Consider the following 14,378-nt stretch of genomic DNA (forward strand, 5'->3'; position numbering starts at 1 on the left):
CGATCAACATAATTTAGCGGCGCTCTTTTTTTCGTTTACCCTTTTACAGTTTTGGTGATCTTCTATTTTTAGACTGTTGTTCATACGCATATCCAATATTGAACAGATCCTTTTCACCGAATTGCCTCCCGACAAACACTGCACCTACTGGCTCTCCATTGTTATCATATCCTGCTGGCACAGCTAATTCTGGATAGCCAGCTACAGCTGATAGAAGAACTTCATCGTTGCTAATCATAACTAAAGCATCCAAACCTTTTTCTACTAAATACCTATCTAGCTCTTTTCTAGTATTTTCTTGACTCGTTTGCACTACTTTTTGAACCTCATCTTTTGTTATAGCAGATTTTTCAGATCCCTCAATTAATGTTTGTCCATATTTTATTCGTCTATTACTATCCTTTTTATTAAACGTTATAATCTCTTCTAGCGATTTTACCGGTACATTTTTTTGCTTTGAAAGATAATCGTTAACATTATGTTTGAACTCATATTCTAACGTTTGCAAATTATCTACACCCTCAGCGTTTAACTGAATATCATCAGTCAAGATCGCACCTGCATCTTGAAGGTCTTTTCTAATCTTTTCTACTACTTCTTTTCTATTTTCATCTTGTCGGTCTATTGAAAATAGAACTCCTACTTTTTTCCCTTTCAATCCGTCTATTGATAAGTCCTTCGTATAATCAATTCTTTCTTTATCTTTCATTTTTTCTGTCATAGCATCTTTTTCATCAAAACTTACCATTATGTTAAATAACGTTGCCGCATCCTTTACCGTTTGTACATTATCTTTTACGATAACTGGCATGCCGTATAAGTTCGACTTCTTATTGAAAGATCTTTCTTTATCTAGCTTTCGCGCTTCTTCCATTGCATTTGGATTAATCTCTGTAACAGCATTTAATGATATTCCATTTTGGTCATGTTCTTGTATTCTAAAAAGATAAATACTCGTTAATTCTTCATATGATAATTTCTCATCATCAATCATTTTTTGAAGCTCATCTACAGTCGCATTTACGACTTCTTTTTCTTTTATCTTTACATTTTCTATATTAATTCCTTTCAACTGATTATGTATCGGTTTTAACACTCTATCTTTATCATATACGATACGCTCCGGTTCCTTTGGAAAATAATTTTTATACACGTAATATCCTCCGGCACATGCCAATAGGACAATACCTCCAGCGATCGACAACGTTACCTTTACCCACTTTTTCATGTTGTTTCCTCCACTCTAAAAGTTGCTCCAATGTATTGAAAAAGAGAGTTATCCTCATAACTCTCTCTAATTAGGATGCTAAATGAAAAAATGAAGAATTTCAATTTCATTATTTCTTTTTTTGCATTTGCTTCGCTAATAATTCTTTCACTTGATTATACGATAATCCCGAATTTTCATTTAAACGTTTTACCTCCTCAACATCAGTACCTACCACTGTATATTTTTTCTCATCATTCATTTTTCCACTTCCCTTTCTACTGCATTATTTCTAATATTTTTCCCCTAAACTCTTATAAATTAATACAAATAAGGAAACTGTACGAAATTCAATAGCTAAAAGGGATTCAGTTACATAAGAGGAAAAGATAAAAAAATGTCGAATGTATATACTTGTTAAATTTAAGGGCTTGGAGGATACATTTTGAAAACATATGAGTTTAAACATAACATCCCAACATTAGAAGAGTACAAATATTTGTGTGATTCTGTTGGATGGACTGATTATATGAATTTTGATGTAGCAGATATTTCACTGAAGAATTCTATTCACTGCATCACAGTGAAAGATAATGAACAAATGATCGGCATGGGGAGAATTGTTGGTGATGAATCTATCTATTTCTATATTCAAGATATAGTGGTGCATCCAGAGTATCAGAAACACGGTATCGGGAAAGAAATCATGCATCGTTTAGTTGCATACTTACATGAGAATGCCCCTGATAAGGCGTTTGTCGGTTTGTTTGCATCACAAGATAAAGAATCATTCTATGAAAAATTTGATTTTAAGGATTACTCACCAAACATGACGGGGATGTTTACTGTCATTTCAAAATAATAAACATAATAGATTTTTAATTGTAAGGAAAGACTTCGATTCATATGAAGGAAATCGTTCTTGCAGTAAGAGTTTAACATTGCATACGAAAGGAGAGTACATATATGGCTAATATGTACTCTCCTTTTATTTAACTTTTTACATATTAAATTTCTTAATAAAATTTCACTACATCTTCAGTAGGTAAGAAAGTTCTTTCTCCTGGTTGTTCATTTGGCTCACCAAATGGCATTTGTCCTACTAAGCTCCACTCTGCTGGAATGTTCCAAGTTTCTTTCACTTCAGCATCTACGATTGGATTGTAGTGTTGCAGGGATGCGCCAATTCCTTCAGCCGATAATAACATCCATACAGTATGTTGTAACATTGCATTTCCTTGATGAGACCAGAATGGGAACTGATCTTTATATAATGGTGCATTTTCTTGCATTTTTTCTACTGTTGCTTGATCTTCAAAGAATAACACAGTCCCAACACCTGTATGGAAACCTTTTAATCTTTCTACAGTCGCTTCAAAGTTTTCTGCTGGTACGCGGGCTCTTAGTGTTTCTTTAACAATATCCCAAAACTTTTCATGTTCTCCATCCATTAATACAACCATACGACCACTTTGCATATTGAAAGATGTTGGTGCGTGTAAAGCTGTTTTTAAAACTTCTTCAATTCTTTCTTTCGTAATTGCATCGTTTTTTGTTACTTTACGAATAGAACGACGGTTCACGATTGCTTCTTTTAATTTTGTTGTAGTTGCTGACATTTTAATTCCTCCAAATATTTGTTTTATAATTTATTTTGTTATTTCATAACAAGCGAATTAGCAATATCCATCTGTATTACATTGCATACCTTCAAATGAATTTGTTTTATCCTTTTCAATTTCTTTATCGATGACTCTTTGTAGCGTTTCTTTACTAGCAAGCCCTTGAATGACTTCATCTCCAATCATGACAGTTGGAACAGCCATAATATTTGCTTCATCATATGCATGCTGAATTGCTTCTTGATGCTTTTCTTTATATTTACGAGTTACTAAAGCATCTTTAAATTCAGCTTCAGGAAGACCTACTTCTACCGCTAATTTTGTTAAAACATCAATATCTTCAATGTTTTGCTCTTCTTGGAAAAATGCTGTGAATACGCGGTGATGATACTCATTTCCTAGTCCACGTTCTTTCGCAAATTGACATCCTTCGAAAGCTAAATGTGTATATGGATGCGGTGAAACACGTGGCAAACGCATATCGATTCCTAACTTCTTCGCAGTTGGAAGAATAAAAGCATCCCATGAGCCTAATTTTTCTGGCTCATTCCATGGATCTATTTTTGAATATGGACTTGGACGTAATTCAAATGGCATCCATTCAATTTCTACATCTTTCTCTTTCGCTACTTCATCTAATGGACCTTTTGCTAAAAAACAAAATGGACATATAAAATCTGAGTATACTTTCATTTTTACAGTCATACTTTTACACCTTACCTTTACAGTTGTAATCAAATCAGTTACATTAATAATAAAAAATATAAATATGATTTAAGCATTCATTTTTTCTTGCAAAGTTTCAAACAAATGCCCCATCGTAATATTTCTCAAAATTTCTTCCATCGCGGATTGCGCTTGTATTAATATAACTTCTAACACCGCTTGAATATTTGCTCCGATTGGACAATCTGGATTTGGTTGCTCGTGAATATGAAATAGTTTGTCTTCTTCGACTACATTTACTGCATGGTATACATCTAACAATGTGATTTCATGTAAATCCTTTAATAATCCCGCACCACCTGGACCGCGATTTACATATACAAAACCAGCTTGTTTCAAGTACGACATCATTTTACGAATGACTACTGGATTTGTGTTTACACTTTCAGCTATATAGTCTGAAGTACAAAGTGAAGATGGATTGTTTTTCAAAATAGATAAAATATGAACAGCTATAGAAAAGCGGCTACTAATTTTCATCGTGATCACCACCTCGATGTAATCATTATAGTTACAACAAAAAGATAAGTCAATCCTTTTCATAGATTTTTTATAAGTAAATTAAAAAGTGTCCCATTATGATATATGAGACACCTCTTTTTATTCTGCAAATAGCGCTTGAAATTCTTCAATAAATAGCTGCACAGCGATGGAGGAATCCTTTAATGAAGGAACAGCTAAAGCAATTTCTCTCCATACTTGTGGTTCCAATTCTCTCGTTTGCACATTCTGTGGTAAATTCGTTAAAGATAATTCGGCTAATATTGCAATACCTAGCCCTTCTTGAATCATGTTTAAAGCTGTAGTAACGGTTGATATTACATACTCAGCCCGAAGTGGTACGTTTGCTTGTTTAAACATATCAATAATGGGTGGTTCGTATCCACCCTTACATAATATGATCGGTTCATTCTCTAAATCACTAATTGCAATAGAATCCTTCTTACAAAGAGGATGATCCTCTCTTAAGATAGCAACCATTTTCCCCTTCGTTAATGGGACAATCTCCATATCTTTATTAGGCAAAATAACAATTCCTATATCAACAACCCTCGATACTAACCAATCTTCAACTTCTTTAATCGTTCCTTCACAAAGAACGACTTCTAAGTTCGGATACTTCTCCTTAAAAAGGTTTATCATTTTGGGTAAGAAATGTGCAGAGGCACTCGGAAAACTCCCAATTCGAATCGTCCCAACTTCGTGTCCTTTCTCCATCGCAACTTCTTGTTCAATCTTCTCTACACCGTTCAAAATCTCTCTAATATGCACAAGAATTCTGTTTCCTACATCCGTAACGATTAGCCCTTTTCGTTTATCACGTATAAGAATCGTAACTCCTAACTCTGACTCAATACTTGAAATTGCATGACTTACAGCTGGCTGCGTCATATTTAACACCCGAGCAGCCTTCGTAAAACTACCTAACTCAACAGTTTTTATTAATACTTGCAGTTGTGTAATGGTCATAACTAATCACTTATACTCCTTATAAAAAAGATTCATTTTATTTATTACAGTCGATATCATATCATAGTGAAATGAATAACAACAAGGAGGTCTTACCGTGACACAGCTTTCTCGAACTAAGACGGCCATAATCCTTACCTTTCTCGTTTTCATGTGGGGAATCAATTGGCCTTTATCTAAGTTTGCCCTGCATTATACACCACCCGTTTTATTTGCAGGCGTTCGAACTTTAATTGGAGGTTTCATTTTACTCCTTTTCGCATTACCGAAATACAAAGAGTTACACTTAAAAGAAACTTGGCATTTATACGTTATTTCTTCTTTACTTAACATCATTATATTTTACGGATTACAAACTGTAGGCCTTCAATATATGCCCGCTGGGTTATTTTCCGCCATTGTATTTCTACAACCTGTTTTACTCGGCATTTTCTCATGGATTTGGCTTGAAGAATCTATGTACGGCTTAAAAATTTTTGGGCTTGTTCTTGGATTTATTGGCGTAGGTGTCATTAGCTCTAGTAGTTTAACTGGACATATTTCTATTATTGGAATCCTTCTCGCGATAGGATGCGCTATTGGCTGGGCACTTGGCACAGTATTTATTAAGAAGACTGGGCACCGCGTTAATTCCATTTGGATGGTAACACTTCAGCTTATTATTGGCGGACTTTGCTTAATTGGATTTGGTTCAGAGTTTGAAAGCTGGTCTAGTATCGCTTGGAGTATACCATTTGTTAGTGTACTACTCTTTATTTCATTCTTTGTTATTGCAATGGGATGGCTTGCATACTTCACTCTTGTTGGAGCTGGTGAAGCAAGTAAAGTTGGGGCTTATACATTTCTTATTCCACTAATCGCTATTATTGTAAGTTCAATTTTCTTACATGAGGCCATTACTATTAGCTTATTCATCGGACTATTATTTATTGTGGTGAGTATTTGTTTCGTAAATATAAAGCCGAAAACACTTACTGTAAGGCAGCAGGTTGAAGTGAAATAAAAATGAAAAAGAGCCTGCTGTGTGTAGGCTCTTTCTTATATCTTACTTTTTACGACGCACTACAAAAACACACGCCCCTACCGACGATACAATCGCCAAAATAGATAAGACAATCGCTATTACTTGCATATTACTAGTACCTTTATTCTGTTCTACACTAGACACTTCACCATGTTCTCCTGTTAATGACGTACCTTTTGCAATTGTAGTAAGTGAATGTGGTTTTTCAGCTTTTTCATCGCCTGTCCATTCAACAATTTCTCCGCCTTTATATTGTTGATATGCATCCCAAGCTATTTTTTGTTCTTTATCCGGATTTTTAGCGACGAAAGTAAATCGCTGGAACTGGCCAGGTAAAATCCCTTCTCCTGTTGCTTCCCATACTACAGTTTTCACTTTTCCAGCATTATCTTTTTGCTCTTCCACTTTCCATCCTGGTACTGGTTCATACTGTTGGAATTCCACTCCAGACGGTATTTTCAATGTAACTTTTGTCGTTGCTACATTCTTTTCAACTGGTACTTTTATCGTGTAAGTCTCCCAAGAATTAACGTCCGAAGTTGCTGGTTTCACAGTGACGTGCGCACTAACAGGTAACGAAAAAATGCCCATTGCAATAATTGTTGCGATCATTGTTGTGCCAATTTTTTTTATACGTTTCATTTTCTATTAACTCCTTTTTATTTATACCTTCTCTTTATCTGCCGCCTACTATAAATTTATAATCCGCATCAAAGCTATCAAGAAATTTTGTTAATCCGTGCACTTGTATATTCCAGTTTCCTGTCATGTTAATATACATACCTTCCGCTTCATATTCTCCTGGTGACACGGCCGAAACTTTAAATGAACCTTTCCCCATGTTCATATCCAATGATTGCGTAGTTAAAATAATTTGCTCCATATCAGTAACAGGTTGGCCATTTTCATCCCTTAAAGTAATATGGAATGTATTTTGTCCTACTTTATTAGGACTTACATGTAAAGTAAGTTCATACCCATTATCTAATTGCTTACTCTCTGTAAAAGGTCCAGTAGGAGGCATCGGTGGTGTTTGTACGTTTGTCATAAAAGCTACGATGACAAAGATGATAATTCCTATGATAAACTCTACTTTCACCGTAGCGCCTAATCCTTGCTCCGCTCTCATTTTCCCTTTCACATAGTGAACAATTCCCAATATCCCCATGAAAATGAATAAAAGTATCTTCGCTAATAAAGCTAAACCATACTTCGTATCAAATAACGAATGAATTGTTGGTATAAAGAATGTACTGTTAAAAAGACCTGTTATTAAAATCACGATGACAGCACCTGTTGCCCACGGTGAAAAACGCTTAATCATATCCCAATACATATTCCACTTGTCTTCCTCTTTACGTAAAAGAAGAATAATGGATGATAGACCTCCAACCCATAACGAAGCTGCGAATAAATGTAGAAAGTCCATAACGACCGCAATCTCTTTAAACTTTAAACCAAATGCATGACTATTAAAGGCTTTCATAACAAGTATCCCGATAAACAATAGTATTGGAATGCTCCATACTTTAAACGACGACAGCTTCTCACACTTCATCGCAAAATAAGTAACAATGATAAGCGAACTAATAAGAACCATTTGAGTAATCCACACATATCCAAAAACAGAAAGCTGTAATGTTTCTTTTAATAGTAATGGATCGAATGCTTCTAACCATGAAACATCAGCATTTATTTTCGCTTGCAATGGCAGATTGAATAATAAGCTAATCAATATACCCAATAATGAGATCCATATTATGTTCTTACTCCTTGATCGAACCGAGGTTGCATTCCCTTTATACATAATAAGATTAAAGAATAGCACTCCTATAAATAGTGAGAAACTTGTATATAAAACTCCACGTTCCATAATCATATCTATTTTCGGGACATACCCCATCTCTTCTACTTGTATATCGTCTGCTCCCGCTTCTGCTGACCCAATTCGGAACGGAATCACTCCTTGAATGGGATGCCCATCAGCAGAAATCACTTTCCACTGAATAGAGTAGAGTCCGTTTTTTAAATTTTCTTTTAACCCTACTTCTAATAATTTTTTATTTTCTTTATCAATATGAGCATCTTTTAAATCTACTCTTGTACCTGAGGTATCTCTTACAAACAATGTATTAAAATGCGAAACTTGTATATCCTCATCAAATTCAATTTTCACTGCAGATGGTGCTTTCTTCAACGTTTCATTTTCAGTAGGGTTTGATTTCACAATGTACGCATGAGCAGATGCGCTTTTCGGCATCGATATAATAAGCATACATACAATTAATAACCATGCCCCTAACCTTCTCATTACTTTCACACTCATTTCACTTCTTTCTTCCTCATCGCTCTATTTTCATTACATCTACTTACCAAGTCGATTACTTGAATAAATATTAACCTGATTAAATATAAACTTCTATACAGTAAAACTCTTTATTTCTCTTCCACCTCAAAACTTCTAATATAATAGTAACTACCTTCACAGATACAACTTACATTTTTAAAGTCGATTGTTATTATATCATAAAATATATTTATGTAAGTTCCTAAAGAAGAAAGGTTATCGTGAATTATTTGTGAAGAAAGTGTGAAATACATAAATAAAAAAGGCATTACGTTATTACGTAATACCCTTCTTCAATCATAAAATTTCTTTACTTCTCTTCTGGATAATCACAATACTCAATGATTGTTCCCTCTGTATCCGCTGGGTTAAGATATATTAATCTTCTACCGTGCTTATTAATCCGAAGTGTGTGCTCTAATGTCCGAATACCTTGTTCTTTTAAATCTTCTAGAGCCACATCTAAATCATCGACACGATACGCAACGTGATGAACACCTTTACCTTTTTGTTTAATAAAACGGGCAATTGGAGATGTCTTATTATTCGTCGGTGCAAGTAATTCAATTCTATCTCCATCCACTTCAAGAATGGCTACTTCGCTTTCCACACCAGGAGCTTCACTTACGTAACGATCTATTAAAGTTCCTAGTAACACATTTTCATAAAAACGTATCGTACTATCTATATCTCGAACTGCGATGCCGATATGATCAATTGTTTTTTTCATTTTATTTCCCCTACTACTTTATTTTTTCTATCCTTATCAATAGTAACAAAAAAAGTTATAGAAACAAGTTCTATAACTTTTTTATTTAACCTATTTTCTTATTCGCACTAGCTGGTTGAACTTGATTTTTTGCTTTTAAAACGCTACTGCCATATCCGATAAATCCACCGATAATCGCTGGGAAAATCCATCCTAATCCTACTTCTTGCATCGGAAGGAATTTAGTGAACACTCGGCTTACTACTTCAATGTTAACTCCAGCTGCACTTAATCCATCGAATAAGCTGATGATAAATGTTACGATTAAGCTCACTTGATAAACTTCAGCTCTTCCTTTGAATAATGAATGGAAGAATGTTAAGAAAATCAATACGATTGCTAGTGGATAAATTGCTGTTAGTACTGGAACAGAAACTGCGATTAATTGTGTTAATCCTACGTTTGCAACAATTGCACTAAATACACATAGCGTGATGGCAATCGCTTTGTAAGGAACATTTGGGAATAACTTATGGAAGAATGAAGAACATGCTGATACAAGTCCCACACTAGTTGTTAAACACGCTACTGTAATCATTAATCCTAATAATATTCCGCCATATGATCCAAAATAATAGTTAGAAACTTTCGCTAATACTTCTCCACCATTCTCTAAATGTCCAAGCTTTGCAACACTTGAAGCACCCATATAAGAAAGAGCTGTATAGATAATTGCTAAAATAGATGCTGCAATGATTGTCGCTTTTGCACAAACGACCATAATTTGCGTTTTCGTTTTCGCACCTTTTTCTTTAATTGCATTAATGATGATGATTCCGAATACGAATGATGCAAGCGTGTCCATCGTTAAGTATCCTTCTTGGAACCCTTTAAAGAATGCGTGTGATGTATAAGCTTCAACTGGTGCTTGCATTTCTCCAATCGGGTGAATAAAAGCAACGATTACTAAAATACCGATGAATGTTAATTTAATTGGCGTTAAGATTTTTCCAACAATATCGACAATTTTCGCGGGATTTAGCGAAAAAAAACAAGTGATGCTAAAGAATACAATTGTGAAAAGAATTAAAGGTGTAGAACCTAATCCTTCTGGCATAAACGGTTTAAGACCAATTTCATAAGAAACATTTCCTGTTCTTGGTATTGCAAATAACGGGCCAATCGCTAAGTATAAAACTGTTGTAAACACAATCCCGAATACTGGGTGAGCACGACTTGCTAATGACTGTAAATCATCTTTACCCGAAAAACCAAATGCTAGTACACCTAGTAGTGGTAATCCAACACCCGTTACTAAAAATCCAGCGTTAGCAATCCATACATTCTCTCCTGCCGATTGACCGAGCATTGCCGGGAATATTAAATTTCCTGCTCCAAAAAATAGTGCAAATAACATTAATCCAATAACTACTATGAACGAAAACGGTACTTTATTCGCCATAATATAACCCCCATTCAAATTTCCTTATCTCATTTTCCATTTTTAACTAATTGAATTTTCTGAATATTAAATTCGACTATCAACTATTCTTGAACTTATTATAATTTGTCATATAATATTTTGCAATACTATTTTCAAACTTTTCATTCATTTTATAAATATACATTTTTTAACATAGAAATAGACTAAAAAACCAACATGGTCATCCATGTTGGTTTTTTACATTTACTATCAATTAAAATTTCGCCGCTACTTTCTTAACGTTCTCTAAACCTTCTTCAACAATTTGTTGTGAACGATCTGGATATTGATTGTGCCCTTCAATTACAACAGTCTCTGGATTTGTAATTCCCCAGAACCCAAGCACATTCGTTACATAATTAACCGCCATTTCCATAGGAGCCATTTGTTCTGAAGAATAATCCGAACCACGCGCCCCTAATACAACGACTTTCTTATCACCAACTAAACCTACTGGGCCATTTGCTGTATATTTAAATGTTTTTCCAGCTTGAGATAAGTATGAAATATATGTGATTAATGGTGCTGGTACTGTGAAGTTCCAAAGTGGGAACGCAAATACAACTTTATCAGCTTCTAAAAACTGATTTAAATATTGATCTACTGTTGCTACAGCCTTCTCTTCTTCTGCTGTTAATTCCATTCCTTGACTACGTTTGTATCCACCTGAAATAGCGATGTTTCCGTAGTACGGAAGATCTAATGCAAATAAATCTAACTCTGTAATTTCTGTATTTGGGTTCGCTTCTCTATAAGTACTTACAAATGTTTCATACATTTTTGAACTAATTGCTTGCTCCGCTGGACGATCGTTTGCTTTTACAAATAATACTTTTGACATTGTTTTATTCCCCTCTACTTTTGTATTTTCTTCTTTTTTACCAAATAACGAGCTAAATAATCCCACTTTCTTCACCTAAACTTTCTTATCATATTCATTATTCATCATCATAAAAATTCTTATTCTAGTAAAAAGTTCCAATAGATACCTTAAGTAAAAACATAAAAAACTTTTTGTTATTTAATTACCTTATGTAAGTGATTGTAATACAGTAACTTACTTTAGTCAAGTAACTTTAAATAAAAAATAATATCTCAAATTAAAAATAATATCCCCAATACAATTAAAACACCCATTATAACTTTATTATTTGTATAATGGATTTAGAGAGGGCAATTCATATTTAGAAAGGATTTACTCATGAGCACTATAGAAAAGATTCAAACTTTTATTATTCTTTTTGCTGTTACATGCGGCATCGTACTCGGACAATTTAATTTGATACATATGTATTCAGAGCACTTTATTGTCCCCTTCTTATTTTTCATGCTGTACGGATTATTCCTCATCATCCCATTGAAAGAGATAAAAAATGGATTCCGTAATTTAAAATTTGCTGGAACGAGTCTTACTATTAATTTTTTATGGACACCTTTACTCGCTTGGGGATTAGGTGCACTATTTTTTTCAGATCATCCAGCACTTTGGGTTGGATTTATTATGTTAATGGTTACTCCATGTACAGACTGGTACTTAATCTTTACTGAAATAGCGAAAGGAAATGTAGCACTTTCTACTGCAATTTTGCCTGTAAATTTAATTTTGCAAGTACTACTCCTTCCCATTTATTTATTTTTATTTGCTGGTGTCATGAAGACTGTAGCGGTTTCTGTTTTAGTAAAAAGTATTGTTATTGTAATCGTCTTGCCATTTGTACTTGCACACGCTACAAAATTCATTATGTATAAAATGAAAGAAGCTGAAACACTTGAGAATAAACTCATTCCGTTTTTCAACTCTGCGCAAATTGTATTTTTAAGTTTAGCGATAGTAGCGATGTTTGCATCACAAGGTAAATATTTACTACAAAATATGAATGTCGTTTTACTATTACTCATTCCTGTTCTATTGTTCTTCATCATTAATTTCGTACTCGGACAATTTATCGGACGCATTATGCGTTTATCTTATAAAGATACAGTAAGTTTAAACTTAACAACATTAGCAAGAAACTCACCTGTTGCACTTGCTATTGCTGTAACAGCTTTTCCAGACGAGCCTCTTATCGCACTTGCACTCGTTATTGGACCGTTGATTGAACTGCCAGTACTTGCTTGTGTTTCACAAGTGTTGTTACTTATTAAGACAAAACGGCAATACACATAATAAAAAACGTCCTATTTTAGGACGTTTTTTATTTTTGAAAAATCTCATACAACACTTATTTCTTATTTATCATTACAAATGAAATAACCGAAACTAAAAACGTAATAATACCAATTATAATAAATAAAATAGAAGCTGAAATTGACTCTAAGAAATATCCTGTTATTGCAATTCCAACTGGAGTAGATACTAATAATAACGAACTTAAAAAACCGAAAAATCTTCCTTACACTTCATTTGGAATTAACTTTCTATACAACACTCCAAAATATACATTACTTACCCCAAATGCAATTCCTGACAGAAAATAATAAACTGAAAATAATACCGGATTTAACGTCGTACCCATTGCAGCATTAAAAATCCCCATAATAGCAGTACATATAAAAGCAGTCGTAATCGTTTTATATGTACGAATCTTTTTCGTAATAAATGCTCCTATTAAAATCCCTATCGGTGATGCCGCAAAAACTATACTATACCACTGCATAGATAGATCCATCTCTCTAACAACGATTACTTGCAGTGATAGCATACACGCCGCTCCAAGCAAATTAATGATTGCAGCGTAAGCAACATTTTCAATGATTGATTACTTTTTAAAAGTGAGAACCCCTCTTTAAATTCTTCATAAAAAGGCTTTTTCTTTTCTATTTTCAGTTCACGTGGAAATTTAATTTTCATTAAAATTAAAAACGATATAAAGAATGTAAGTGCATCTAACATAAATACTCCATGAAAATTAAAAATACTAATTAAAAAGCTAGCCATTAAAGGAATGGCTACCGATATGATTTGTATTGAGATTTGTCTCAGCGTAATCGCCTGTTGAACATGCTTTTCTTCCACATATGTTACTAATGCTGCATTTGAAGCTGGAGTAAATAAAGCACTCCCAATTGAACGTATAATAAGTAACAGTAGTAACGGAATGTACAACATTTTATTATAAAATGCTATTACCGCGATTGATAATCATAACGATACATCTCATAACATCCGCCATTATCATAAGCTTTCTTCGCGACATTCGATCTGCTAACGTTCCTGTTACAGGTGCAAACAGAATTGCCGTCGTTGCTATTGCAATGTTTACCCCAGAAACAAGTATTGGAGAATTCGTTAATTTCATTACCCATAACGGTAAAACGAGCGTAGCCATTGAATTGCCTATCAAAGAAATACAACTTGCTAAGAAAAAATACGAAAAAACTTTATTGCTCCAAATACTATCACTAGTGCTATCCTCTTTTAAACTTCCAACTTGATTATTCACTACGCCCTCCGGTTTCTTCTTCTATATTTTCTTTAATTCTTTCGCTTCTGTATCACCACCTTTCTAATTCTCCATTTATATGACAAAAAACCTTCTTCAAAATCAGAAGAAGGTTTACTTATACCCATTTTCTTATCTATTAGGACTTTTAGATCCTACAGGATTTAGCACCTTTATATAACATTAGGTTGCTGAGGTTTCAAAGGGCCAGTCCCTCCACCTCTCTTAATAAGAAGTTTTTATTAAAATATCTGAATTTATTATATATTACATCAAAATAATTTCAATATGTTTTTCTATACAGTTAAAAGAGGATGACATCCATCATCCTCTTTTAACAAATTTAT

The 14,378-nt window shown here is 33.9% G+C and carries 14 protein-coding genes, 1 pseudogene and 1 riboswitch; of the genes and pseudogenes, 3 read left to right on the forward strand and 12 right to left on the reverse strand.

From position 1 onward, the window contains the following. Positions 1 to 43: 43 nt before the first annotated feature. Together QEP67_RS18415 and QEP67_RS18420 are read right to left on the reverse strand one after the other, a co-directional pair. Positions 44 to 1,228, reverse strand: a complete 1,185-nt coding sequence (locus QEP67_RS18415; protein WP_000759443.1) for an amidase family protein — start codon at positions 1,226 to 1,228, stop codon at positions 44 to 46. A gap of 109 nt (positions 1,229 to 1,337) precedes the next feature. Next, positions 1,338 to 1,469 (reverse strand): hypothetical protein, encoded by a 132-nt coding sequence (locus tag QEP67_RS18420; protein ID WP_000997338.1) that lies wholly within the window; start codon positions 1,467 to 1,469, stop codon positions 1,338 to 1,340. Between the two features lie 183 nt (positions 1,470 to 1,652). Between QEP67_RS18420 and QEP67_RS18425 the strand changes: the two genes are divergently transcribed. Then, complete coding sequence (locus tag QEP67_RS18425) at positions 1,653 to 2,069, forward strand: GNAT family N-acetyltransferase (RefSeq protein ID WP_000860617.1); 417 nt, start codon at positions 1,653 to 1,655, stop codon at positions 2,067 to 2,069. A gap of 154 nt (positions 2,070 to 2,223) precedes the next feature. Here the strand turns inward: QEP67_RS18425 and QEP67_RS18430 are convergent, their stop codons facing one another. The 4 genes from QEP67_RS18430 to QEP67_RS18445 all read right to left on the reverse strand — a co-directional run bounded on the left by QEP67_RS18430 (position 2,224) and on the right by QEP67_RS18445 (position 5,025). Continuing rightward, a complete protein-coding gene (locus QEP67_RS18430) occupies positions 2,224 to 2,826 on the reverse strand; it encodes a nitroreductase family protein (RefSeq protein ID WP_001277006.1) in 603 nt (200 codons plus the stop codon). 57 nt (positions 2,827 to 2,883) lie between these two features. Beyond that, positions 2,884 to 3,534: a DsbA family oxidoreductase gene (locus QEP67_RS18435; RefSeq protein ID WP_000216675.1), complete on the reverse strand. Its 651-nt coding sequence runs from the start codon at positions 3,532 to 3,534 to the stop codon at positions 2,884 to 2,886. A 69-nt stretch (positions 3,535 to 3,603) separates the two neighbouring features. Beyond that, positions 3,604 to 4,035, reverse strand: coding sequence for an Rrf2 family transcriptional regulator (locus QEP67_RS18440; RefSeq protein WP_000704066.1), 432 nt, complete (start codon positions 4,033 to 4,035; stop codon positions 3,604 to 3,606). A gap of 120 nt (positions 4,036 to 4,155) precedes the next feature. Further along, a complete protein-coding gene (locus QEP67_RS18445; protein WP_000156765.1) occupies positions 4,156 to 5,025 on the reverse strand; it encodes a LysR family transcriptional regulator in 870 nt (289 codons plus the stop codon). A gap of 97 nt (positions 5,026 to 5,122) precedes the next feature. On the opposite strand from QEP67_RS18445, the gene QEP67_RS18450 reads away from it, so the two are divergent. Continuing rightward, positions 5,123 to 6,028 carry a DMT family transporter gene (locus QEP67_RS18450; protein ID WP_000192803.1) on the forward strand — a complete coding sequence of 302 codons (906 nt, stop codon included), beginning with the start codon at positions 5,123 to 5,125 and terminating at the stop codon, positions 6,026 to 6,028. Between the two features lie 42 nt (positions 6,029 to 6,070). On the opposite strand, the gene QEP67_RS18455 is transcribed toward QEP67_RS18450, so the two are convergent. The 5 genes from QEP67_RS18455 to QEP67_RS18475 all read right to left on the reverse strand — a co-directional run bounded on the left by QEP67_RS18455 (position 6,071) and on the right by QEP67_RS18475 (position 11,495). After that, positions 6,071 to 6,691, reverse strand: a complete 621-nt coding sequence (locus tag QEP67_RS18455; RefSeq protein WP_000821377.1) for a DUF1775 domain-containing protein — start codon at positions 6,689 to 6,691, stop codon at positions 6,071 to 6,073. Positions 6,692 to 6,725: 34 nt separating this feature from the next. Next, positions 6,726 to 8,375: a copper resistance CopC/CopD family protein gene (locus QEP67_RS18460; RefSeq protein ID WP_000114314.1), complete on the reverse strand. Its 1,650-nt coding sequence runs from the start codon at positions 8,373 to 8,375 to the stop codon at positions 6,726 to 6,728. A gap of 331 nt (positions 8,376 to 8,706) precedes the next feature. Continuing rightward, positions 8,707 to 9,126 carry a VOC family protein gene (locus tag QEP67_RS18465; protein ID WP_000750847.1) on the reverse strand — a complete coding sequence of 140 codons (420 nt, stop codon included), beginning with the start codon at positions 9,124 to 9,126 and terminating at the stop codon, positions 8,707 to 8,709. A gap of 85 nt (positions 9,127 to 9,211) precedes the next feature. Continuing rightward, on the reverse strand, positions 9,212 to 10,567 hold the full coding sequence (gene brnQ / locus QEP67_RS18470; protein WP_001284771.1) for a branched-chain amino acid transport system II carrier protein: 1,356 nt from the start codon (positions 10,565 to 10,567) through the stop codon (positions 9,212 to 9,214). A 235-nt stretch (positions 10,568 to 10,802) separates the two neighbouring features. Beyond that, on the reverse strand, positions 10,803 to 11,495 hold the full coding sequence (locus QEP67_RS18475; protein ID WP_000522522.1) for an FMN-dependent NADH-azoreductase: 693 nt from the start codon (positions 11,493 to 11,495) through the stop codon (positions 10,803 to 10,805). Between the two features lie 294 nt (positions 11,496 to 11,789). On the opposite strand from QEP67_RS18475, the gene QEP67_RS18480 reads away from it, so the two are divergent. Next, the gene (locus QEP67_RS18480; protein ID WP_353706360.1) at positions 11,790 to 12,755 is read left to right on the forward strand and encodes a bile acid:sodium symporter; all 966 of its coding nucleotides are present in this window, start codon (positions 11,790 to 11,792) and stop codon (positions 12,753 to 12,755) included. A gap of 55 nt (positions 12,756 to 12,810) precedes the next feature. Here the strand turns inward: QEP67_RS18480 and QEP67_RS18485 are convergent. Next, positions 12,811 to 14,031 (reverse strand): annotated as a pseudogene (locus tag QEP67_RS18485) (MFS transporter). Between the two features lie 129 nt (positions 14,032 to 14,160). Further along, a riboswitch (SAM riboswitch) is annotated at positions 14,161 to 14,266 on the reverse strand. Positions 14,267 to 14,378: the final 112 nt, after the last annotated feature.

The organism is Bacillus cereus group sp. MS39 (assembly GCF_040448665.1).
Lineage (GTDB): Bacteria > Bacillota > Bacilli > Bacillales > Bacillaceae_G > Bacillus_A > Bacillus_A wiedmannii.

Bases quoted from the DNA above. Each gene is read 5' to 3' on its own strand.
- QEP67_RS18415 (WP_000759443.1), bottom strand. From the start codon at position 1,228: ATGAAAAAGTGGGTAAAGGTAACGTTGTCGATCGCTGGAGGTATTGTC.
- QEP67_RS18420 (WP_000997338.1), bottom strand. From the start codon at position 1,469: ATGAATGATGAGAAAAAATATACAGTGGTAGGTACTGATGTTGAGGAG.
- QEP67_RS18430 (WP_001277006.1), bottom strand. From the start codon at position 2,826: ATGTCAGCAACTACAACAAAATTAAAAGAAGCAATCGTGAACCGTCGT.
- QEP67_RS18435 (WP_000216675.1), bottom strand. From the start codon at position 3,534: ATGACTGTAAAAATGAAAGTATACTCAGATTTTATATGTCCATTTTGT.
- QEP67_RS18440 (WP_000704066.1), bottom strand. From the start codon at position 4,035: ATGAAAATTAGTAGCCGCTTTTCTATAGCTGTTCATATTTTATCTATT.
- QEP67_RS18445 (WP_000156765.1), bottom strand. From the start codon at position 5,025: ATGACCATTACACAACTGCAAGTATTAATAAAAACTGTTGAGTTAGGT.
- QEP67_RS18455 (WP_000821377.1), bottom strand. From the start codon at position 6,691: ATGAAACGTATAAAAAAAATTGGCACAACAATGATCGCAACAATTATT.
- QEP67_RS18460 (WP_000114314.1), bottom strand. From the start codon at position 8,375: ATGAGTGTGAAAGTAATGAGAAGGTTAGGGGCATGGTTATTAATTGTA.
- QEP67_RS18465 (WP_000750847.1), bottom strand. From the start codon at position 9,126: ATGAAAAAAACAATTGATCATATCGGCATCGCAGTTCGAGATATAGAT.
- brnQ (WP_001284771.1), bottom strand. From the start codon at position 10,567: ATGGCGAATAAAGTACCGTTTTCGTTCATAGTAGTTATTGGATTAATG.
- QEP67_RS18480 (WP_353706360.1), top strand. From the start codon at position 11,790: ATGAGCACTATAGAAAAGATTCAAACTTTTATTATTCTTTTTGCTGTT.